The following is a 22,782-nucleotide window of genomic DNA, read 5'->3' on the forward strand; positions in this document are numbered from 1 at the left end:
TCTCATGCTATATGTTCTGTTTTTTTAATTTCATCAACACTGATATAGTAGCCTTCATCATAATCGAATGAACGATAGATTAAGCAAGCTAAAATACCAATACCACCGATTGCTGCAAGCCAGAACCAGCTAAATACTAATGCGAAACCTGCAAGACCGAAGAATCCAGACGCAATAATAGGCACACCAGAGTTACTTGGCATGTGAATTGGTTTAATATCTTCTGCTGCTGGTGTAACTGTTTCTCCGCGTTTTTTCATGTACCAGAAAGCATCAGCTTCTTTAATTTCAGGAAGCTTCGCGAAGTTGTAATGTTGTACAGGAGAGTGAGTTGCCCATTCAAGTGTACGACCATCCCATGGATCTCCAGTTGTGTCACGTTCACCGTGACGTGCACTCCAAATTACGTTGTAGCAAAGAAGTAGGAAGCCGATACCCATCATTACCGCACCAACAGATGCGATTTGGTTTAGCCATCCCCATCCAAGACTTTCAGAGTAAGTGTACATACGACGAGTCATACCGTCTAAACCTAAGAAGTACATTGGGAAGAAACAGATGTTGAATCCGCTCATAAAGATCCAGAATGTCCATTTACCTAGGCGTTCATTTAACATATGACCAGTCATTTTTGGATACCAGAATGTGAATCCAGCAAGCATAGCGAATACTGTACCTGCGATTAATACGTAGTGGAAGTGAGCGATTAGGAAGTAGCTGTTATGGTATTGATAATCAGCTGCTGCCATTCCAAGCATAACCCCTGTAACCCCACCGACTACGAAGTTTGGAATAAATGCCAATGACCAAAGCATTGGAACTGTAAAACGAATACGTCCTTTATACAGTGTAAACAACCAGTTAAAGATCTTAACCCCGGTTGGAATCGAAATCGCCATTGTCGAAATCGAGAAGAATGAGTTAACCGCTGGACCTGCACCCATCGTGAAGAAGTGGTGAAGCCATACGACGAAACTTAGTAAAGAAATTGCAACCATTGAGTATACCATTGCACTGTAACCGAATAGACGTTTACGTGAGAATGTACTAATGATTTCAGAGAAAATACCGAATGCCGGTAAAATAACGATATATACTTCAGGGTGACCCCATACCCAGAACAGGTTGGCCCATAACATTGGCATACCGCCGCTCGCCATCGTAAAGAAGTGAGCATCGAATAGACGGTCAAATGTCATTAATGCAAGAGCAACTGTTAATACTGGGAAAGCGAAAATAATGATAATTGTTGTAATTAAGATTGACCAAGTAAACATTGGCATTCTCATTAAAGTCATACCAGGTGTACGCATTTTTAAGATAGTAACAAGGAAGTTAATACCGGTCATTAGCGTACCGAGACCTGAAATCTGTAATGCAATTGCGTAGTAGTTATTTCCTACGCCCGAAGTAAACTCTGTACCTGCCATTGGGAAGTAAGAAGTCCACCCGGCGTCTGGAGAACCACCGATTACGAAAGCGATGTTGAATAACATTGCTCCGACAAAGAATAACCAGAAACTTAAAGCATTTAAGAACGGATATGCAACGTCACGAGCACCAATTTGTAATGGTACTACAAGGTTCATTAATCCCATAACGAATGGCATTGCCATGAAAAGAATCATTACTGTACCATGTGTTGTAAAGATCCCGTTATAGTGTTCAGCGTTTAAATAAGTTGTTTCTGGGAATGTTAACTGTGCACGGATCATTAAACCATCCATACCACCACGGAATAACATGATAACCGCAGAAATAATATACATAGCTCCGATTTTTTTATGGTCAACAGTTGTTAACCATTCGTCCCAAAGCCATTTCCATTTTTTATACTTTGTTAGTACGAAAATGATTGCTAATGTCACAAGAACGATAGAAGCGTCTGCACCGTAAATAATCGGGTCACCTGTGACAAAGAATTCATCAAGCTTCACTGTGTTCACTCCAATCTGTTGGAATAATAGCTATTATTTTTTGTTTTTGTAGTAGTTGTAATCACAATATTCAAGTGATTTTGGATCTACATAACTTAAGTGGTGACTAGAGAATGTCATACGACCAACTACACCAGGTTTAACAATTTCGTTGTACTTAGCTTCTGTTAGTTTAGGAGCAGTTTCTTGTACTTCTTTAACCCACTTGTCATATTTCTCTTTAGTTTTTGCTTCAACTTCGAACTCCATGTGTGTGAATCCTTCACCAGAGAAGTTCGCACTACGGCCTAGGTAAGAACCTGGCTTATCAGCTTGTAAATAAAGATCCATAATCATGCCATCCATTGTGTACTTCATACCACCAAGTTCTGGTACCCAGAAAGCATTCATTGGGCCGACAGAAGTCAGTTTGAATTGAATTGGTACACCAGCTGGGATGTTTAAATAGTTAACGGTTTCAATTTTTTCCTCTGGGTAACTGAATAACCATTTCCAGTTTGCAGATGTAACATAAATTTCAACTGGTTTAATATGTTTGGACTCTTTCGGAACCTCTTCCGAAGCATAAGTTGCTTTTACTGTTGGAATCGATAATGCGATAACGATAATAACAGGAACAAGCGTCCAAATAATTTCTAGTAATGTGTTACCGTGTTGTTCAGGTGGCTCATAGTCCATATTCTCTGGTTTTTCACGATAACGAATCAAGATGACTGTAAACAGAATGAATACAATTGCGATAATTAATGACATAAGCAAGAATGACCAAACAATTAAATCATACTGTGCTTTTGCAACAGGTCCTTGCGGATTTAATACTGCGAGTTTTTTATCACAGCCACCGAGGAACAGAAGTAATGATAACGGAAGAAGCGAAGCCAACTTCCAAAACGCTTTCTTTAGTTGCACGATTGAAAATCTCCTTTCTCCTTGGATTGAAACTATGCCAATAAAACAATATAAACCTATTAATTTATAGAAGGCAATAGTTTTTGATATATTGTTAAAAAATAGACACAAATGCACACTTTTTAAGGTGAATATCATTTGTAACTTGATTACATTGTAAACTATTTTCCAGAGAAAAACGTGATTGTGAAAATTTTAAGATAAATAAAGTTATACCAGGATATCCAAGAAATAGAAAAAAGCTATCTTATCATAAGAAAGATAGCTGAATATTTTGTATATTTAGTTTATTTCTTGTATGACAGTTCGTGGCTGTTCAAGTGTGACAATTTTTTTATATTTAACTTGATATAAAATGTAACAAATAATCATAAATGGAATGCCACAATAAAGAGCAATTCTTTGATCTGGAATGAAAGCCAAACTAACAAATGTAATGAAATTCAGCGAAAACGCTACGATTGGAACTAGTGGATAGAGCGGTGTACGATATTTTAAATCATTTATGTTGCCACCGTTTTTCACGAAATTTCTACGGAAGAAAAACTGTGAAGCGGCGATTGACATCCAAACGACAACGGCAGCCATTGCTGCAATAGATGTTAAAACTAGAAAGACAGTATCTGCCGCAAATACACTTGTTAGTAAGGACAGGCTAGCGAAAATTAGGCTGAAAATTAATGCATTTAGCGGTACACCTTTTTTAGTTAATTTCGTAAATGCTGGACTTGCCATTCCTTGTTTTGCCATCGCCCACAGCATACGAGAATTTGCGTAGAGACCAGAGTTAGCAACGGATAATACAGCTGTAATAATAACAAAGTTCATAATGTCTGCTGCATATGGGACACCGGCTACATCAAATACAAGTACAAAGGGACTTTCGACTAGATTAGCCTCTTGCCATGGGAGTAAACCTACAACAACTGATATCGCTAAGACGAAGAAGAAGAGAGTTCGCCAAATTGTGTTTTTAATTGCTTTTGGAATTGTTTTTTCAGGATTTTCACTTTCGCCTGAAGCGATTCCGATTAATTCTGTTCCTTGGAAGGAGTAATTTACTGTAATCATCGTAAGAAGAACAGCTAATGCACCATTTGGAAATAGCCCGCCATTTTCAGTGAAATTATGAAGCATTGGAGCTGGCTTTCCATTAAAGTCTAGTAGACCGAACATAACAGCGCCGCCAAGTACGATGAAAATAACAATTGTTGCGACTTTTACACTTGCGAACCAAAACTCTGCTTCTGCATATGCTTTTGCTGATAAAGCGTTTACGAGGAAGAGTGCTGCTGCAAATGTAACGCACCAAATCCAGGAAGAAACGTCTGGAAACCAGCGTTTCATTAAAATACTTACAGTTGTTAACTCTACGCCAACTGTAACAGCCCAATTTAACCAATACATCCAACCGACAACAAATCCAAAACCAGGTGAAATGAATTTGCTTGCATAACTTTGGAATGAACCTGCTTCTGGCATAGCGACGGATAATTCACCAAGACATAACATCGTTAAATACATAACAAATCCACCGACTAAAAATGCGAGAATAGCACCACCAGGTCCGGCATTATGGACAATTTGACCAGATCCCATAAATAACCCGGTTCCGATAACACCGCCGAGTGCAATCATAAATAGGTGTCTACTTTTCATTGTTCGTTTTAAATCTGTTTGTTCAATTTGTTGATTCATATGCCCCTCACCCCGTATTTTCTTGAATGTGTGAACTTCGTTTTATTCTGAGTTTTTAATCATTAGTGGGGGATGCAACACACACTCGGTTTATTTGCTATGAAATGAATGGAGTATGTAAAAAAACGAACTATGACTAAATACTCTAAGAATGTTTGTTAACATGGTGATATCTTCACTATGTTAACAATTTTGATTTTAACAAAATATTCTGTAAATGTATAATTATTTTTCTTTTTATTAAAAATAATTAGAATTTTTATAATTAATTCTATGAGCGATAATTCACATGATCTTTCTAGCAAACTAGTAAGAAGAAGGGTACAATGATAAGAGGTGTATCTGTAAAATAATAATTAATGGAGTTTTGTTTATAATGAAAAAGTTAAAATATCTTTTTGTTTTTGGGATTATACTTGCTGCTGCATTTTTTATAGGAAAAGATAAAATCATGCAAAAGGCGCAAGTTCTACGCTTAGAGTTTCTATCTGAAATGAAAGAAGCAGCTATGATTGAAGATGTTCCGTTTATTAAACAATTACCAGAATTGCCCAGAGGGTGTGAAGTGACAAGTTTAGCTATGTTGCTGCAATATAAAGGTGTACAAGTAGATAAGATGCAACTTGCTAGTGAAATTCATCGTGTTCCATTTGAACAAAATGGTTTGCGTGGAAATCCTTACGAGGGATTTGTGGGAAATATTTATACAAAGGCAGAGCCTGGATATGGTGTATACAATAAACCAATCTTTGATTTAGCAGAAAAATATGTTCCTGAAAAAGTAATTAATTTAACAGGTAGAGACATGCAAGATATATATAAAGTAATTAGTTCTGGCTCTCCGGTATGGGTCATTATTAATACGACGTTTAAGCCGCTAGCTGAAAGTAGTTTTGAAACATGGAATACGAGTTCAGGCGAAGTGAAAATTACATATTATGAGCATAGTGCAGTAGTAATTGGATATGATCAAAACTTTGTATATGTAAATGATCCTCTTAAAAATAATCCACGTTTGGCTGTTCCGCGAACAGAATTTGAGAAAGCTTGGGAGCAAATGGGGAAACAAGCAATTACTATTTTATAATAATGAAAAAGTCATCTTTTGGATGGCTTTTTCTTTTTGGTTTGTTAACACTGAAAATTCAGAAGATTCTTTTAAAAGTTAACGATTCACGTTATAATAACATTTAACTTGGTGAAGAAGGGGAGAAGAGAAATGGATGTTGCAAAGGAACTTGTTTTGTCAAAAAATCAGTTAGTTGAGTGGAGAAGGCATTTTCATAAGTATCCAGAGTTATCTTTTCAAGAAGAGAAAACATCGCAGTTTGTGTTCGATATACTTCGGAAATTCCCATATTTAGAAGTGTCACGGCCGACTAAATATAGTGTGATGGCAAAGCTAGTAGGTAAACATCCGGGCAAAACAGTTGCGATTCGAGCCGATATGGATGCTCTTCCTATTCATGAAGAAAATGAGTTTGATTTTATTTCTACATATAAAGGTGTAATGCATGCATGTGGTCATGATGGACATATAGCGATATTACTTGGGGTTGTACATAAGTTGGTAGAAGAAAGAGAGAAGATTAAAGGGGAGATTCGTTTTCTATTCCAACATGCTGAAGAGAATTTTCCTGGTGGTGCAGAGGAGATGGTTGCTGCAGGTGTAATGGAAGGTGTGGATTATATTATTGGTGCTCACCTTTGGGCGTCGTTAGAGGTTGGGAAAATAGGTGTTATTTATGGTCCTGCAATGGCTGCACCGGATGTTTTTAAAATTAAGATAGAGGGAAAAGGTGGACATGCTGGAATCCCTCATGAAACGGTGGATAGTATTGCAATCGGAACACAAGTCGTTTCGCAACTTCAGCAAATTGTATCTCGCCTCACGAATCCGTTAGATTCTCTCGTAATATCTGTTACGCAATTTCATGCTGGGACAACTCATAATGTAATACCAGAGCAAGCTGAGATTGAAGGGACAGTAAGAAGTTTAAGACATGAATTACGAGGTGAAACAGAGAAGAAGATTGAGCGGATTGTGAAGCATATTACGGAATCTTACGGAGCGAAATATACATTTTCATATGAATATGGATATCGACCAGTTGTAAATGATTATGAAGCTACAGAGCTTATTGAACAAACGGCATTACAACTTTATGGAAGGGATAGAGTTGTTCGTTTACAGCCGACGATGGCTGGAGAAGATTTTTCAGCGTTTTTACAAAAGGCACCGGGGACATTCTTTTTTATCGGAGCGGGAAATAAAGAGAAAGGTATTATATATCCTCACCATCACCCTCGTTTTACGATTGACGAAGATGCATTACCGATTGGAGTGGAAGTCTTTGTATCAGCCATTATGAACTTTATAAGTAAAGGAGAATGAGATGAAGAAAATACACATTCTAGCGCTTATCCCAGTTCTTTGTTTAGTAGTTGGGCCAATATTTGCGAATTCAGTTACTCCTTACGTATTAGGGATGCCATTTTTATTATTTTGGGTATTATTATCAGTGTTTATTACATCTTTTTGTATGGGGCTTGTGTACGTGTTTGATCCTGCTAATAAGGAGGATGTAAAATGACTGCATTACTTATCATTATTTTATTTTTGTTTCTCGCACTATTTTTAGGGATTCGGGCACAACATGGAAAAGATATGAATTTAGAACAATGGTCAGTTGGAGGAAGAGGATTTGGCACTATTTTTGTTTTTCTCCTTATGGCAGGTGAAATTTATACGACGTTTACATTTTTAGGGGGAAGCGGCTGGGCGTATAGTAAAGGAGCACCTACCTTTTATATTTTGGGATATGGTGCTTTAGCTTATCTTTTATCGTATTTTTTATTGCCACCCATTTGGAAGTATGCGAAAGAGCATAACCTTGTTTCACAGTCAGATTTTTTTGCGAAGAAATATAGAAGTAAAGCGCTTGGACTTATTGTTTCGATTGTTGGTGTTGTTTCCATCATCCCATATCTTGTTTTACAGTTAAAAGGACTGGGAATTATCGTTTCAGAAGCTTCTTACGGAAGGGTGTCACCTGTTGTTGCAGTATGGATCGGTGCTATTGTTATAACTATATATGTAATGGTTTCAGGTATACATGGTTCGGCTTGGACGGCTGCTTTGAAGGATATTATGATACTGTTTATCGTTATGTTTTTAGGTATATATTTGCCGTATCATTATTATGGAGGATTTCAGCCGATGTTTGAGGCTGTAGAGGCAGCGAAACCGGGATTTTTATCTTTACCTGAAGAAGGAATGAGTATTTCTTGGTTTGTTTCTACTATTATATTAACGGCCCTCGGTTTTTATATGTGGCCTCATACATTTGCTTCTGCTTTTTCTGCAAAAAATGAAAAAGTATTTCGTAAAAATGCAGCAATTATGCCATTGTATTCTTTAGTTTTACTTTTCGTATTTTTTGCAGGATTTGCTGCTATATTGCAAGTTCCTGGGTTAAAGGGAGCGGATGTAGATCTTTCGTTATTCCGTCTTGCTTTACAAACTTTTGATCCTTGGTTTATTGGAATTATTGGTAGTGCGGGAGTATTAACGGCATTGGTTCCAGGGTCTATGCTTGTTATGGCGGCTTCTACACTGTTAGCAAAAAATATTTACCGAACGATAGTCCCGTCTGCTTCAGATAGACAAGTTGCTAAGATGGCAAAATTATTTGTGCCTGTAGTAACGCTCGTGGCAGTTTTATTTACATTTAAAGGAGGAGAAACAATAGGAGCACTTCTATTAATGGGATACAGTATCGTTACACAACTTTTCCCTGCACTTGTATGTAGCTTGTTTCCACGTCAAATTATTACGAAGCAAGGGGCGATTGCAGGAATGGGAGTTGGGCTATTAGTGGTCGCATATATTACCTTATCTGGTTCAACTATAGCCACGATGTTTCCGAGTTTCCCGCAGTATATAAAAGATTTGAATGTAGGTATAGTCGCATTGTTAATTAATATAATTGTGATGTTTGTAGTTAGTGGATTTACAAAAGGTGTATTTATAAAGAAAAACACTATAATAGTAGAAAAGTAATTCGTTTATCCTGCATTAACGGGCAGTAAGACCCCCACCTCAAAATTCAGCGGAAGCAAAGAAGTTAGGTGGGGATTAAACTGTCCGTAAAAGCCCGATTGGTGAGGGTTGATTAAAGTTTTACTTTATTAGAGCTATCTTTGAAAAGAGATAGCTCTTTTTTTGTATATATTTCCTTCTATTAGCGGAATCTAACTAAAAACTTGTTGAAAAGGAAGCTAGGTGGGGAAATTGTTAGAGCTTGAAGGTAACTTATTTGAAGTTATGAAAGAAATTAGGGATGAGTTAGGTTCACCTAATGATTTAACAATTAGAGAAGTTGCTCTTGCTGGGAGTTTTACACGTTGTGCGGTTGTGTTTTTATGTGGATTGACAGATAAGGATAATGTTTATAAATATGTCATTCGCACACTGCAATACGAAGAAATTATAAATGAGGAAGCTGTTGTTCAAACGTTATTGGATCGTTTTATTTCTATCGCAGAAGTGGGTGTAAAGACGAAGTTTCCAGATATTATGAATGCGATATTAGCGGGAGATACAGTTATATTAATTGATAATATTCAAACCGCTATCGTTATTAATAGTAGGGCCTGGGAGAAGCGAAGTTTAGAACCACCAGTGACAGAAGATTTAATACGCGGACCGAGAGTTGGATTAAATGAAGATATTAATGTGAATAAAATGTTAATCCGACGCAGTTTACGCGATCCAAAGTTGAGGTTCCAATCTTATATTATGGGGAAGCGATCGCAGAAAGAAGTAACCCTAGTATATATAGAAGATATTATTAATCCTCACATTGTAAAAGAGTTAGATCGCCGTCTTCAATCAATAGTGACAGATGTCGTTTTGGAAACAGGTACGATTGAACAATTAATTCAGGATAATAATTTATCCCCATTTCCACAGTTTTTGAATACAGAGAGGCCTGATAATATTATAGCCTCATTAGCGAAAGGGAAGGCGGCCATTTTAGTAGACGGATCCCCGTTTGCTCTTATTGCACCACTTGTGTTTGTTGATATTTTTCAATCTGTAGAAGATCATTACGAGCGCTGGGTGATTGGAACGTTATTAAGATTTTTACGTATGGGTTCAGGCATAATTGCGGTTTTGTTACCAGCTATGTATGTAGCACTTGTATCTTATCATCAAGGACTTATTCCTTCTAAACTGGCTTATTCAATTGCAGGTGCGAGGGAAGGTGTTCCGTTTCCTGCATATATTGAAACGTTAATGATGGCCTTGACTATGGAATTAATACGAGAAGCTGGAATCCGATTGCCGAAACCGATGGGACAAACGATAGGGATTGTAGGAGGTCTTGTAATTGGAGAAGCTGCGGTAAATGCAGGGATTGTAAATCCGTTTTTAGTTATTATTATTGCAGTTACTGCGATTGCTACGTTTTCGCTTCCTGTATATAGTATTACGATTACGTTCCGAATTTTACTTTTCGTCTTTGTATTAGCTGCAACGGCTTTTGGGCTGTATGGGATCATTCTAGCTCTGATCGCACTTGCTATTCATATTACAAATTTAACAAGTGTTGGTATACCGTATACAACTCCAATTGCTCCTGCATTTTATAAAGATTGGAAAGAAGAATTTATTCGCATGCCAAAATCGATGTTGAAAGATAGACCAGAGTACTTACAAACAAAAGATTCTACAATACGTCCAAAGGAGCGAAAATAAGTGAAACCATTTGAGTATGGCGATGAAGAGATTGGATCTCGTGAAATTGGGTTTGCGGTATCATCGACCATTATTGGTATAGGGGCATTGTCTATGCCAAGAGATATCGCTAACCAAACTTTATTTTCGGACGGTTGGATTATCTTGCTTTTGGGTGGATTGATCTGCGCGGTTTTAGGTTGGTTTGTGACGAGAGTGGCTATCTTATTTCCAAAACAAAATTTTGTTCAATATACGAGTGCGCATTTGACGAAGCCTGTTGCATACACAATTAGTAGTATTTTAGTATTAACGTTTGCTGCTTTGACAGCATATGAATCGCGAATGATTTCAGTTATTTCTCAAACGTATTTATTTAGTGATACACCAATACAACTACTGTCTTTCTTCTTCTTATTAGTTGTTATTTATGGAATAGCAGGATCAAGAGCAGCCTTATTAAGGTTAAATGTTTTATTCTTACCTATTGTTTTAATTGCGATAGTACTTCTTTCTTTATTGAATATAAATTTAATGGAAATAAATAATTTACTACCAGCTTTTCAAACGAAAGTAAGTCAATATGCTGTTGGAGTTAAAAATTCTATTTTTACGTTTATTGGATTTGAAGTAGCGTTATTTTATGCGGTTTTGCTGAATGATAAGACAGCGAAAAAAGCGCCAATGGCAGTCGCGAAAGCGGTGATGGTAAACGTGCTGTCATACATTTTAATTTATGTAACTTGTATTAGTGTTTTTACTTATATGACAACACGTGGATTGACATATCCAACAATTGAATTAGGGAAAGAAATTGAAATTGGTGGAGGATTTTTAGAAAGGTTTGATGCGATTTTTTTTACGACTTGGATTATTACTATTTATAACACTACAGCAATGTATTATGATGTCGCATCTTTATTGTTTTGTGCTATGTTTCCGAAAGTGAAGAAACATATTTTTATTTTCGTAAGTGCCCCTATTATTTTTATGGTGAATATGATACCTAGTAGTTTGAATGCTTTATCAAGTTATGGGACTTATTTAGCTTGGATAGATATGGGGTTTGTTGTCTTAGCGCCTTTGCTCGTTTTAATTGTATATAAAATAAAAAGAAGGAATGGTGGAAATGAAACACCTTCTTAAAATTATAATGGTTATGGCTTTAACTGGATTTATGAGTGGGTGTTCTGAGTTAGAAGAGATAGAAGAAAGAGGATTTGTAGTAGGAGCGGCTTACGATATCGTAAAGGAGAAGAAAGCGAATCCAATTATGAAAGGAACCTATCAGATGGTACTCCCTAGTAAATTGTCTCAACAGGGTGGACAAGGGGGTGGGGATAGCGAAAATTATATTAATGTTAGTGCAAAAGCAGATAGTGTATTTGAACAAATAAGAATAATCGCCAAAAAAATTAGTCGTACATTATTTTTCCCTCATATACAAGTGATTATTTTCTCTGAAGAATTACTTTCACATCCATACATTTTGCAAAATACGTTAGATGTATATATTCGCGATCATGAGATGAGAAGAAATATTCGTTTGTTCGTTTCTAATAAAAATGCCGAAGCTATTTTAAAACAAAGTGCCAAGCCTGAAAATTTACCGGCGCAGTATATTGATATGTTAGCTGAACACCCTCCAAAAAATGCCCAAATGATTGAGGCTGCAAGAATTGGTGAGGTGCAGGAAAAGATGATCTCTAACCGAAGTTTTGTATTACCTATTCTTGAACTAACAAAACAAGGGGTACAAATGAACGGTGCAGCATTGTTTCGTGGAAAGGATAATAAGTGTGTAGGCAATTTGAGTGGGGAAGAAACATTAGGGATGAATTATATAATAGGTAAAAAAATTGGAGGTTTTTTTACCATTCGTAAAAAGGATCAACTTATTACATATGAAATTCATAAGTTACGTCGAAAAACTAAAGTATCCACAACGAATGCTACAAAACCGAAATTTAATATTCATTTATTTCTGGAAGGTACAATAGCTGAGTTGCACTTTAGTGATCATAAAAAGGTTTTGAATGAAAAACGTTTAGAGAAGGATATATCGGAAGAAATGGAGGAGCGTATTCAAAAATCGATTAAGCTTGTTCAAAAAAAATATAAGGTAGATGTATTAGAGTTAGGGGAAGTGTATAAGAGACATAATTATAAAGAATGGACAAAAATAAGTAAGAATTGGGATCAAGGCGAAAATTACTTTAGTAATGCTGAAATTACTGTTCACGTTCATCCAACAATTGAACATTCAGGTTCAGCTTTACCGAAAAGAGTGAAATAAGGTGATGAAAGTTGTTTACTGGATTAGGAATTAGTTGCACGATATTAATGGCGGTGCTGCCGGGGGCTATATATTTCATTCATAAAAAACTCACAACGTATGGAGCGCAGCCGTGGAATACTGATGTGCAAAAAAAGAAACCTGAATGATTTTCAGGTTTCTTTCGGACAAAGCATATGTGAAGGGGGATGCCTTCTATGTATGCTTTGTTTTATACAAGCCCTAACCAATGTACCAATTGTGTAGAGAGGAATGTAACAACAATGGCGATAACGGTAGGGATTGCAAACGATAAGAATGTCCATTTTGCACTTTTTGTTTCTTTGTATATGTTAACCAGTGTTGTTCCGCACGGGAAATGAAGAAGTGAGAACAACATTGTGTTTAACGCTGTTAACCAAGTCCAACCATTTTCTAGGAATAGATTTTTAATTTGATTAAAATCATCTATTTCAGTTAAAGCCCCAGTTGATAAGTAAGACATTAATAAAATTGGGATTACAATTTCATTAGCAGGTAGTCCAAGAATGAATGCAGCTAGAATAAACCCGTCAAGTCCTAACATTTTAGCAAATGGATCTAGGAAATTTACAAAATACATAAGTAAGCTTGTGTCACCGATAAAAATGTTAGCAAGTAACCAAGTTAATGCAGCTGCAGGGGCAGCAACAACTATAGCTCGTTTTAAAACGTAGATTGATTTATCGAGTGTTGCGCGAACAATTGTATTCCAAACTTTTGGCTTGCGGTACGGAGGTAACTCAAGTGTGTAGTGAGTTGGAACCCCTTTTAAGGCTGTTTTTGATAGTACCCAAGAAACAGTTAATGTCATAATAACACCAAGTACAACCATTCCAACTACAACGCCAGCAGTAACCAATGTTTGCATACTGCCTGTATAACCAGCAGCCATAAATAGTGAAGCCATTAAAATTAACATAGGCCAGCGACCGTTACAAGGAACGAAGTTGTTCGTTAAAATTGCTAGCATACGTTCACGTGGTGATTCAATGATACGTGTTGACATAATGGCTGCTGCATTACAACCAAATCCCATTGCCATTGTTAAAGATTGTTTCCCGTGTGCACCGGATCGTTTGAATAAGCGGTCCATATTAAACGCGACACGTGGTAAGTATCCATAGTTTTCTAATAGCGCGAACATAGGGAAAAAGATTGCCATAGGTGGTAACATAACGCTAATAACAGCACCGATACCACGGAACAAACCAAGTATTAAAATGCCATGTAACCATTCAGGTGCATGCGCTGCTTGGAACCAAGATGTTAAATATCCTTCGGCCCATCCGAAGAATTCGGCAATCATATCAGATGGTACGTTAGCGCCTGCAATTGTAAGATAAAAAATAATAGATAAAATACCGAGCATAATTGGGAATCCCCAGATTGGAGATGTGAAAATTTTATCTAGTTTTTCGGAACGATATAATTTATCAGTATTTGTATATTGGACAGATTCTTTACATATGCTTGCAGATGTTCGGTAAATATCTCCGACTATATCATCTCGTATATCTTCTTTTGAAAGTGTTTGTGCATGTTGAATAATATAGTCTAATGGAAGAGCTTTACTGGCTGAGTGAGATTCCATTAATTACGACCTCCCTTACAAGTGGTTCATTATGGTGTTTTTGAAGTGTAGTTAAGAAATTTTTATCTCCATCTAATATACGTAACGCAATCCAACGTGCTGGATACGTATCACCGAACACTTTATAAATTTGTGGTTCTAATTCCTGAATCATATTTTCGATTTTTTCGCTGTAAGTAATTTTAATTGGTGTTGGAATTAGTTTTTTATTTGCTATTTTTGCAATAACATTTAGCAAATGACCAATACCTACTCGGTTACGTGCTGAAATTTTAACGACAGGTACACCAAGTGATTTTGCTAATTTCTTTTCATCGATAACAATCCCTTTTTTCTCGGCTTCATCAATTAAGTTAATGCAAATGACTACATTGTTTGTCATCTCCATCACTTGAAGTGCTAAATTTAAATTTCTTTCCATAGCAGTTGCGTCTATAACAACTACAGTTACTTCTGGTTTTTCAAATATAATATAATCCCTCGCTACTTCTTCGTCTGCGGAATTTGAGTATAGTGAGTAGGTTCCAGGTAAATCTATTAGTGTATAATTACTTCCGTTATGTTCATATTCTCCTTCAGCTTTTAAAACAGTTTTTCCCGTCCAGTTTCCAGTATGTTGTTTTAAGCCTGTTAAAGTATTAAATAATGTACTTTTCCCTGTATTCGGGTTACCAGCTAAAGCGATACGATGTTTGCTCATCTGAAATCATCTCCTATTAATACCCCGAAAATAAGGGAGCTTTCTTCTTTACGCAGTGCAATAGTTGTGTTACTCACTTGATAAGCGACCGGATCTCCAAGTGGACTGCGTTGCAATACTTTAATCGTCGCCCCCGGGATAAATCCCAAATCTAATAAGCGTCGTTTCATAGTTCCTTCTAATTGTATCTTCTCAATTTGTACAAACTCTCCTATTTTAAATTCGGAAAGTGGTTTTATATTAGCCGATACCATAAAAGTTACCTCATCTCTATATTTTTAGTTTGAGTTTAAAAAGTTTCCTAAGGTAAACTTTTTGTTAGTAATATAGTAGACTACATTGGATTATGTTGTCAATTAGTACTTTAAAAATATTCATTTATTTTTAGAATTGTTCCAATTTATTTAGTTGTACTAAAAAATATTACTGAAATTATTTTTAATGTGCATAAATTAGGTGTGTAAAAATTACAAAATACAGCGGAATTGTAAATGTAACTTTAACGAAAAGGGAAAAAGAGAGAAAAACATTTACATTGAATTTACATTGTTAAGAATATATTTACATTGCAGCGTAGTTAGTGTGGTTTTTGTTGGGTTATTTAACTATAAATGTTGGGATTTCTAGCTTTTAAGGATTATTATCGTCATTTACTTAAAATTAAAAATTGCTTAACACTCACATAATATTGTTGTCCTACAATGAATTTGTGTTCGAAAGAAAATGAATTCGAAAAGTGATAATCCAAATGGGGGTACAAGACATGGTTATGAAAAAAGGTATTAAATTTTCTTTAGCAGCTTTAGTGGTAGCAGGAGCATTAGTTGGTTGTGGGAAAGCAGAAGATACAACTAGTAAAGACACTGCTAAAGGAAGCGATAATACAAAACAAGAATTATCAGGTACGATTGCAGCGGCTGGTTCTACAGCTCTTCTACCTCTTGCGGAGGAAGCTGGAAAGAAATTCATGGAGAAAAATTCAAAAGTTTCTATTCAAGTTCAAGGTGGCGGTAGTGGAACTGGGATTAACCAAGTAGCATCTGGTGCAGTACAAATTGGTAATTCAGATGTTCCGTCCGGAGATAAAATAAAAGATGCTGAAAAGGCGAAAGAATTAGTAGATAACAAGGTAGCGGGTATTGCATTCGCTCTTGTCGTAAATAAAGATGTAAAAGTTGATAACTTAACAATGCAACAAGTACAAGATATCTTCACTGGAAAAGTAACAAACTGGAAAGAAGTAGGCGGAAAAGATGAAAAAATCAATGTAATTAATCGTCCAGCTTCATCTGGTACACGTGCTACATTTGAAAAAACGATTATGAAAGACGCGAAAATTAATGATGGAACTGGTACAACACAAGATTCTAACGGTGCAGTAGAGCAAGCGATTAACTCTACTCCTGGTTCGGTGAGCTATTTAGCAATGTCTTACATGGTGGGCGAGAAAAAAGGCGCACTACAAACAGTCAAAATTGATGGTGCTGAACCGAAAGTTGAAAACATCGCGTCTGGTAAATATCCATTCTGGTCTTACGAATATATGGTAACAAAAGGTGAAGCGAAGGAAGCGACGAAAGCTTACATCGATTATGTAAAAGGTAAAGATTTTGAAAAACAAGTAGAAGATATGGGCTACATTCCAATGTCTAAATTAAATAAGTAATAAAATTTTATGGGGCTGGCTGCAAGGCCAGTCCTGTTCATTTCAATCTGTGAAGTGGGGTCTGTCCTGTGATGAAGGGGAAAAAACAAATTAATTACGTGAAAAGTGAATATATAGGAAGATCACTTGTTACGTTTTGTGGTATTTTTATTGTTTTAATTACATTAGCTATTATTGCGTTTATTTGTGGGAAAGGTATTCAATCTTTTACACAAAGTGGTATCTCATTTACTGAGATGTTAACATCGACAAAATGGAATCCAAATGCTGAGCAAGGATCCTTCGGGGCTTTAATTTTCATTGTAGGTTCAACGGTGGTTTCGTTAGGTGCGGTTATTATTAGTGCACCAATTGCTATAGCTCTTGCTATATTCATGAATTTAATTTCGCCAAAGTTTGGAAATAAAGTATTGAAGCCTGTTCTAGAATTGTTAGTTGGTATTCCTTCGGTTGTATACGGATTATTAGGTGTTACGATTTTAGTACCACTATTACGTGATTCGTTTGGGGGAGTAGGCTTTAGTTTAATTGCAGGTATTGTTGTATTAAGTATTATGATTTTACCTACTATTGCTAGTATCGCTTCTGATGCAATACGTTCTGTTCCATTTGATTATTTAGAAGCTTCTTATGGTCTAGGATCAACGAAATGGCAAGCGATTAGCCGAGTGATTGTTCCTGCTGCGAAAAAAGGGATTTTAACAGGTGTTGTTTTAGGCTTAGCGCGTGCTTTCGGTGAAGCGTTAGCGGTTCAAATGGTAATCGGGAATACGATTAAATTACCAGAAGGAATATATAGTCCGACAGCGACGTTAACTGGTATTTTAACAATGGACATGACGAATACATTGAACGGAACTGCTTGGAACAATGCGCTATGGACTTTAGCGATGATTTTACTTGTTATTTCATTCCTGTTTATTTTAGTAATTCGAGCGATTGGGCAAAGAGGTGAGCGATAATAATGAATGCAAGAACGGTAAATAAAGTTTGGACGGGTATCTTTTATGCGGTTGCGGCTTTAGTTGTAGCTTTGCTAGTGTTCTTAGTATTTGAGATTTTACAAAAGGGATGGGGATTTTGGGATCCTAATTTCTTGTTTGGAGAACCAAGCAATACAAGAGCTGGTGGTGGGATTGGTCCGCAGTTATTCAATTCCTTCTACATGCTTGTTATAACGCTTATTATATCTATTCCTCTTGGATTAGGTGCTGGAATATATTTAGCGGAGTACGCAAAACAAGGACGTTTTTTAAATTTTGTTCGTCTATGTATAGAGACGATGGCGTCTTTACCTTCTATTGTTGTTGGTTTATTTGGTTTGTTAGTGTTCGTTACAATGACAGGTTGGGGATACACAGTAATGGGTGGTGCTCTTGCTTTAACTATTTTAAATTTACCAGGTTTAACGCGTGTTTGTGAAAATGCGATTTCAGAAGTTCCTCAGAATGTAAAAGAGGCAAGTCTTGGATTAGGTGCAACGAAGTGGCAAACAATCGCTCGTATTATTATCCCATCGTCATTACCACAAATTATTACAGGGATTATTTTAGCGGCGGGTCGTATATTTGGGGAAGCGGCAGCATTAATTTACACAGCGGGTTTAACATCCCCGATTTTAAATTCAGCAGCGGATTTCTCAAGTCCTGCGCATCCTTTAAATCCGTTTAGACCAGCTGAAACATTAGCGGTTCACATTTGGAAATTAAATTCTGAAGGAGTTATTCCAGATGCGAAGTTGATTGCGACAAAATCTGCAGCTGTATTAATTATTATGGTATTACTATTCAATGTTATTTCACGCTTGATAGCATCTATATTACACAAGCGCTTTACAGGAACGAAAAGAAAAAGTAAAACAACGAAAAAGGTAAAAGCGGCATAAATTATAAAGAAGAACTCTCTATTTATAGGTAGGGGGTTCTTTTGTATTTTAATATAGAAGGAATGGATGTAATGATTGTTGAATTTGTGATTAATTATAAAGAAGAACAGATGTAATTTAGAGAGGAGCTTTAATTTGTTTTTTCTGCAAATGTCAGGTTTTCCTGGGTCAGGAAAATCGACAGTTTCTAAGTATATAGCGAAATTAACAGGTGCTGTAATTATAGATCATGATGTTTTGAAATCCGCGTTGTTAAAATCATTAAAAGTAAAAGGAATTGAATCAACGATTGTTGGTGGGCTTGCGTATGATGCCGAATGGGTATTGATTGATTCTTATTTAGAACAAGGGCATAGTGTTATATTGGATAGTCCGTGTTTATATGAGGGAATGGTTGAAAAAGGGATTGAACTATCAAATAAACATGGTGTGAAATATAAATATATTGAGTGTTATCTTAATGATATGGAAGAGATTAATAGGAGACTGCAAACACGTAAGCGTATGATCAGTCAAATTGAAAAGGTGGAGTCGGAAGTAGGTTTTAAAAAGTGGTTAAATGGTAGTAAAAGACCTTCAAATAATGAATACCTTATTGTGGATTCTAGTAAACCTATAGAGCAATATGTGGAAAAAATGATGGATTATATGACTAAATAGAGAAAAGGCGTTATCTTCATTTGTGAAGATAACGCCTTTTGTTTTTAAATATCAGGTGTTTCTGTAGAAGTGCTTATTTTCCTACGGGAGCGTCTTTTTCTCCCGATTTTATCTAATAGTTCATACATAACTGGAACGACTACTAATGTAAGAGCAGTTGAGACTGCCAAACCGCCGATGACAACGACGGCTAAACTTTTTGATACCATACTTCCTGCTTGGGATTGGCCAAATAGGAGTGGGAGCATAGCAACGATTGTTGTAATAGCTGTCATAATAATTGGGCGTAGTCTAGTAGAACCTGCTTCAAGTAAGGCTTCTCTAGTTTCCATTCCATGTTCCCGATTTTGTTGGACTCTTTCTATTAATACAATAGCGTTTGTAACAACAATCCCGATTAACATTAATGCGCCGATCAAGGAATTTACATCAACAGGTGTTCGTGAAATGATTAATCCTAAAATACCACCGACAGCAGCTAATGGTAAGGAGAATAGGATTGCAAAAGGAGCACGTGCTTGCCCGAAGGTGATAACCATAATTAAATATACAATCCCGATTGCAATCCCCATAATTTTGAATAAATCTGTAAAATTCTCTTGCATAGATTCAGTAGCTCCTGCGATATTTACTTTTGCACCACCAGGTAAATCTAAGTCAGTCATCGCTTTATTTACTGCTGTGTTTACTTTACTCAAATCTTCATTTGAAGCTTCGGCTGTAATTTGGATTGTTTCTTTTCCGTCTTTATGGAAAATTTCTGTTTGTGTTTGTTTTTCTGAAATAGTTGCAATGTCTTTTAAAGGTATTGGTCCATTAATAGGTGATAGTATGTTTGTATTTAAAATATCTTCTTGTTTATTAATGTTTTCTTTTTTGTGTTCTATCATAATAGTAGCTTTTTCATTATTAATTGTAATTTCGCCAATAGGTGATTTCTTCATAAGGAATGCTACTTGTTGCGCAGCTATTTCTGGTGTTAAACCTAGTTGTTCAGCCTTTGTTTGATCAATATGAATTTGCCATTCTTTCTTAGAGTCTTCTAAATTTGTTTTTACTTTAGAAAGATCATCCATGCTTTTTAGTTTTGTTTCAACGATAGTAGCCGCTTCTTTTAAATCCGCTTCGTTAGTAGCTGTTACGTTAAATTGTAAGTTATTGCCGCCGCCAGAGCTTGAATAACTTGTTTTTATATAATCAAGTTCAGCAGGCTCAAAAGTTTTATGTTCCTTTTTTAACTCTTTAATATATTGATCAATATCAGAACCTTTTTTAAAGACTACGAATATACTAGCGAGGTTATTTTTAGTTGTTTGCCCCCATTGTGCATCTTCTGCGCTAGATCCCATTCGTAAAATAACGTCTGTTATATCTGAATTAGAAAGTAATTTCTTTTCAAAATCAAATGCTTTTTGTTTTTGAGATTCAGCATTATAATGGGCTGGAAATGTCATGTTAATAGATAACATTGTGTCGTCTTCAGATTTTATGTTTGCTTTCGGTAGTAATATATAAGCTGCAATTGATCCTACAAATAATAAAAATGCAGTAAGTAGAATAATGAATTTATGAGAAAGAGCCCACTTTAATGTAGCGACATATCGTGATGAAGAACTTGGCTTTCGATGCTTTGTTTTTTTGAGTAGTAAAAAAGCCATAAGTGGAACAACTGTTAGTGCAACGATTAAGGATGATAATATAGAATATACAACTGCTAATACCATAGGTAACATTAATTTTCCGATTGCTCCTGATACGAGGCCGATAGGTAAAAAAACAGCGACCGTTGTTAAAGTAGAAGAAGTAATTGCGACTGCGACTTCTTTCGTTGCATCGAGAATGATATCTTTAGAGAAAGAATCTTTTTGTAAACGGCGGAAAATATTCTCGATGACAACGATACTATCATCGACGAGACGTCCAACCGCAACAGCTAAACCACCGAGGGTTAAAATGTTAAGCGTAATGTTAGATTGATGTAGTAAAAAGAGTGTTAATAAAATGGATAATGGAATACTGACAACAGCGATGAGTGTTGTTCGGAAGTTACGTAAAAAGATTAAGATAATTAGAGTTGCAGCGATTGCTCCAAGTATTACTTCTTTTCCCATGCTAGTAACAGCATTTTCAACTTGTTCATGGGTTGAAGCCAAAAGTTTAATGGAAAATTGATCTTTATATTCCTTATCTATCTCTTTAACTTTTTTATCAATCTCTTTTCCAATGGCAACTGCATTTTTACTCGGTTCTTTCATGATGATTAATCCTGTGCCTTCTTCTCCGTTTATATGTGAGATTGTATCGTAGTGTTGTTTGATTTCAATTTGAGCAATGTCTTGCAATTTCACTTGGGGTGCCACAGTGATGTTTTTAATGTCATTTACATTTTTTATGTCCCCAATGACGCGGAGGTTGTATTCTTCCTGATTAACAGTAATTGCCCCAGCTGGAGTAGAAGTTTCTTTTCCTTGTAAAACAGTTAGTACCTGCTGTGATGTTACGTTTTTGTTTTTTAATTGGTTCGGATCAAGTACGATAGATAATTCAGAGGTGGATTTTCCGAAAAACATAACGTTGGCAACACCATCAATGTTTTCGAGTTGTGGTACGATTTCTTTTTCAATTTGTTTTTCATCTGCTTTTGAAAAACCGTTTTGTTTCTGGATAGTAATTTGAGCGAGTGGAATCATAGAAGTGTTTAATTGACTAACTACGGGCTTGGTTACATCTTTAGGTAATTTAATTGTATTGACGGCTTTTTCGACTTCGCGTGCTGCATCTTTCATGTTTGCTTTTGATGTATACGCAATGTCGATACGTGATAATCCCTCGTATGTAGAAGAAGTAATGGTGTCGACGTGTTCTAAATTGCGAAATTGTTTTTCGAGAGGATCAGTTACATCCTTTGTCATCGTTTCAGCGTCGAGTCCTTGAGATAAGGTTGTGACGGTAATTGCTGGATTGTCGATACTCGGTAAAAATTCCATAGGTAATTTAGAGCCGGAATAAACACCGAGTATGGAAATGAGAAAAATCATGATGATAATGGCAGCTCGGTTTTTTAATGAAAACTTTGTTAACCTATCCATAAAATAATTCCTCCATTGGTTTATTTATAGTTGAGTGCGTCCTTTCTTACTATATAACAAAAAATGGATATTTTTCATTAATTAAATGTAAAAAAATTCTAACAATATCCTTAAGTTTGTATTAGGATTGGAATGTTGTTAATTTGTAGGGGGTAAATTTTTGAATGAGAAGGAAGGGGATAATGCGCGCGAGTGGCTGTTTAATGTAGACGGGATTTTTTCTTAAGGCTAATTTGTATAGTTATTTTATAGAAGGATAATGATTATAAGCTTTAATATAGAAGAGAATGAAAATTTGGGAAGGTATTGTGAAATACAATTTGGTTGAACGGAGTGTATTAGCATACAATTAGAATAACTATTTTCAGTAGTAAGGATAATAGTTACTTCTATAGAAGAAAGTAGGGTAGATAATTTTTTTTATATTTTTATAAAAAAACACTTGTTATTTAAAAGTTGTGATGGTATATTAATAAACGTCGCTGATGCGGAAACGCAGAAAACGACAAAAAAGAAATTTTAAAACTTAGTTGACATCGAAAAATTAAGATGTTAATATGATGAAGTCGCTTCTGAAGCGGCGGACA

At 36.0% G+C, this 22,782-nt stretch carries 19 protein-coding genes; 12 read left to right on the forward strand and 7 right to left on the reverse strand.

What is annotated here, in order from left to right; genetic code table 11:
- Positions 1 to 2: 2 nt before the first annotated feature.
- The 3 genes from qoxB to V7S45_RS03620 all read right to left on the reverse strand — a co-directional run bounded on the left by qoxB (position 3) and on the right by V7S45_RS03620 (position 4,544).
- Positions 3 to 1,937, reverse strand: a complete 1,935-nt coding sequence (gene qoxB / locus V7S45_RS03610) for a cytochrome aa3 quinol oxidase subunit I (protein ID WP_000762366.1) — start codon at positions 1,935 to 1,937, stop codon at positions 3 to 5.
- 33 nt (positions 1,938 to 1,970) lie between these two features.
- A complete protein-coding gene (locus V7S45_RS03615; RefSeq protein ID WP_001176165.1) occupies positions 1,971 to 2,846 on the reverse strand; it encodes a cytochrome aa3 quinol oxidase subunit II in 876 nt (291 codons plus the stop codon).
- Between the two features lie 282 nt (positions 2,847 to 3,128).
- Positions 3,129 to 4,544 carry an amino acid permease gene (locus V7S45_RS03620; RefSeq protein WP_001075757.1) on the reverse strand — a complete coding sequence of 472 codons (1,416 nt, stop codon included), beginning with the start codon at positions 4,542 to 4,544 and terminating at the stop codon, positions 3,129 to 3,131.
- A gap of 376 nt (positions 4,545 to 4,920) precedes the next feature.
- Here V7S45_RS03620 and V7S45_RS03625 point away from each other — a divergent pair, with 376 nt between their 5' ends.
- The 8 genes from V7S45_RS03625 (at position 4,921) to V7S45_RS03660 (ending at position 12,732) form a co-directional block, all read left to right on the forward strand.
- The gene (locus tag V7S45_RS03625; RefSeq protein ID WP_000734490.1) at positions 4,921 to 5,631 is read left to right on the forward strand and encodes a C39 family peptidase; all 711 of its coding nucleotides are present in this window, start codon (positions 4,921 to 4,923) and stop codon (positions 5,629 to 5,631) included.
- A 132-nt stretch (positions 5,632 to 5,763) separates the two neighbouring features.
- Entirely contained in the window at positions 5,764 to 6,939 is a 1,176-nt protein-coding gene (locus V7S45_RS03630; RefSeq protein WP_000382128.1) for an amidohydrolase, read from the forward strand.
- 1 nt (position 6,940) lies between these two features.
- Complete coding sequence (locus tag V7S45_RS03635; protein ID WP_000719833.1) at positions 6,941 to 7,138, forward strand: DUF3311 domain-containing protein; 198 nt, start codon at positions 6,941 to 6,943, stop codon at positions 7,136 to 7,138.
- Complete coding sequence (locus V7S45_RS03640) at positions 7,135 to 8,607, forward strand: sodium:solute symporter (RefSeq protein WP_000125937.1); 1,473 nt, start codon at positions 7,135 to 7,137, stop codon at positions 8,605 to 8,607. The genes V7S45_RS03635 and V7S45_RS03640 overlap by 4 nt, the downstream gene beginning before the upstream one ends.
- Before the next feature lie 222 nt (positions 8,608 to 8,829).
- Positions 8,830 to 10,308, forward strand: a complete 1,479-nt coding sequence (gene gerLA, locus V7S45_RS03645) for a spore germination protein GerLA (RefSeq protein ID WP_002023287.1) — start codon at positions 8,830 to 8,832, stop codon at positions 10,306 to 10,308.
- Entirely contained in the window at positions 10,309 to 11,433 is a 1,125-nt protein-coding gene (gerLB, locus tag V7S45_RS03650; protein ID WP_000802005.1) for a spore germination protein GerLB, read from the forward strand. It abuts the gene before it with no gap.
- Positions 11,417 to 12,583 (forward strand): spore germination protein GerLC, encoded by a 1,167-nt coding sequence (gerLC, locus tag V7S45_RS03655; RefSeq protein WP_342761657.1) that lies wholly within the window; start codon positions 11,417 to 11,419, stop codon positions 12,581 to 12,583. The genes gerLB and gerLC overlap by 17 nt, the downstream gene beginning before the upstream one ends.
- Before the next feature lie 11 nt (positions 12,584 to 12,594).
- Complete coding sequence (locus tag V7S45_RS03660) at positions 12,595 to 12,732, forward strand: hypothetical protein (protein WP_000493991.1); 138 nt, start codon at positions 12,595 to 12,597, stop codon at positions 12,730 to 12,732.
- A gap of 62 nt (positions 12,733 to 12,794) precedes the next feature.
- On the opposite strand, the gene V7S45_RS03665 is transcribed toward V7S45_RS03660, so the two are convergent.
- From V7S45_RS03665 to V7S45_RS03675, 3 genes are read right to left on the reverse strand one after another with little or no spacing between them, the layout of a single operon-like run.
- Positions 12,795 to 14,195 (reverse strand): nucleoside recognition domain-containing protein, encoded by a 1,401-nt coding sequence (locus V7S45_RS03665; RefSeq protein ID WP_000443605.1) that lies wholly within the window; start codon positions 14,193 to 14,195, stop codon positions 12,795 to 12,797.
- On the reverse strand, positions 14,173 to 14,895 hold the full coding sequence (locus V7S45_RS03670) for a FeoB small GTPase domain-containing protein (RefSeq protein ID WP_025687671.1): 723 nt from the start codon (positions 14,893 to 14,895) through the stop codon (positions 14,173 to 14,175). Before V7S45_RS03670 ends, V7S45_RS03665 begins: the two co-directional genes overlap by 23 nt.
- Positions 14,892 to 15,149: a FeoA family protein gene (locus tag V7S45_RS03675; protein ID WP_000252982.1), complete on the reverse strand. Its 258-nt coding sequence runs from the start codon at positions 15,147 to 15,149 to the stop codon at positions 14,892 to 14,894. Before V7S45_RS03675 ends, V7S45_RS03670 begins: the two co-directional genes overlap by 4 nt.
- Before the next feature lie 509 nt (positions 15,150 to 15,658).
- Here V7S45_RS03675 and V7S45_RS03680 point away from each other — a divergent pair.
- The 4 genes from V7S45_RS03680 to V7S45_RS03695 all read left to right on the forward strand — a co-directional run bounded on the left by V7S45_RS03680 (position 15,659) and on the right by V7S45_RS03695 (position 19,106).
- Positions 15,659 to 16,561, forward strand: a complete 903-nt coding sequence (locus V7S45_RS03680) for a phosphate ABC transporter substrate-binding protein PstS family protein (RefSeq protein ID WP_000245108.1) — start codon at positions 15,659 to 15,661, stop codon at positions 16,559 to 16,561.
- Positions 16,562 to 16,632: 71 nt separating this feature from the next.
- Positions 16,633 to 17,523: a phosphate ABC transporter permease subunit PstC gene (pstC, locus tag V7S45_RS03685; RefSeq protein WP_000676677.1), complete on the forward strand. Its 891-nt coding sequence runs from the start codon at positions 16,633 to 16,635 to the stop codon at positions 17,521 to 17,523.
- Between the two features lie 2 nt (positions 17,524 to 17,525).
- On the forward strand, positions 17,526 to 18,446 hold the full coding sequence (gene pstA, locus V7S45_RS03690) for a phosphate ABC transporter permease PstA (protein ID WP_000994141.1): 921 nt from the start codon (positions 17,526 to 17,528) through the stop codon (positions 18,444 to 18,446).
- Positions 18,447 to 18,581: 135 nt separating this feature from the next.
- On the forward strand, positions 18,582 to 19,106 hold the full coding sequence (locus V7S45_RS03695; protein ID WP_000465755.1) for an ATP-binding protein: 525 nt from the start codon (positions 18,582 to 18,584) through the stop codon (positions 19,104 to 19,106).
- Between the two features lie 44 nt (positions 19,107 to 19,150).
- Here the strand turns inward: V7S45_RS03695 and V7S45_RS03700 are convergent, their stop codons facing one another.
- Positions 19,151 to 22,195 carry an efflux RND transporter permease subunit gene (locus tag V7S45_RS03700; RefSeq protein WP_000375536.1) on the reverse strand — a complete coding sequence of 1,015 codons (3,045 nt, stop codon included), beginning with the start codon at positions 22,193 to 22,195 and terminating at the stop codon, positions 19,151 to 19,153.
- Positions 22,196 to 22,782: the final 587 nt, after the last annotated feature.

The organism is Bacillus sp. BR3(2024), from assembly GCF_039134555.1.
Lineage (GTDB): Bacteria > Bacillota > Bacilli > Bacillales > Bacillaceae_G > Bacillus_A > Bacillus_A cereus.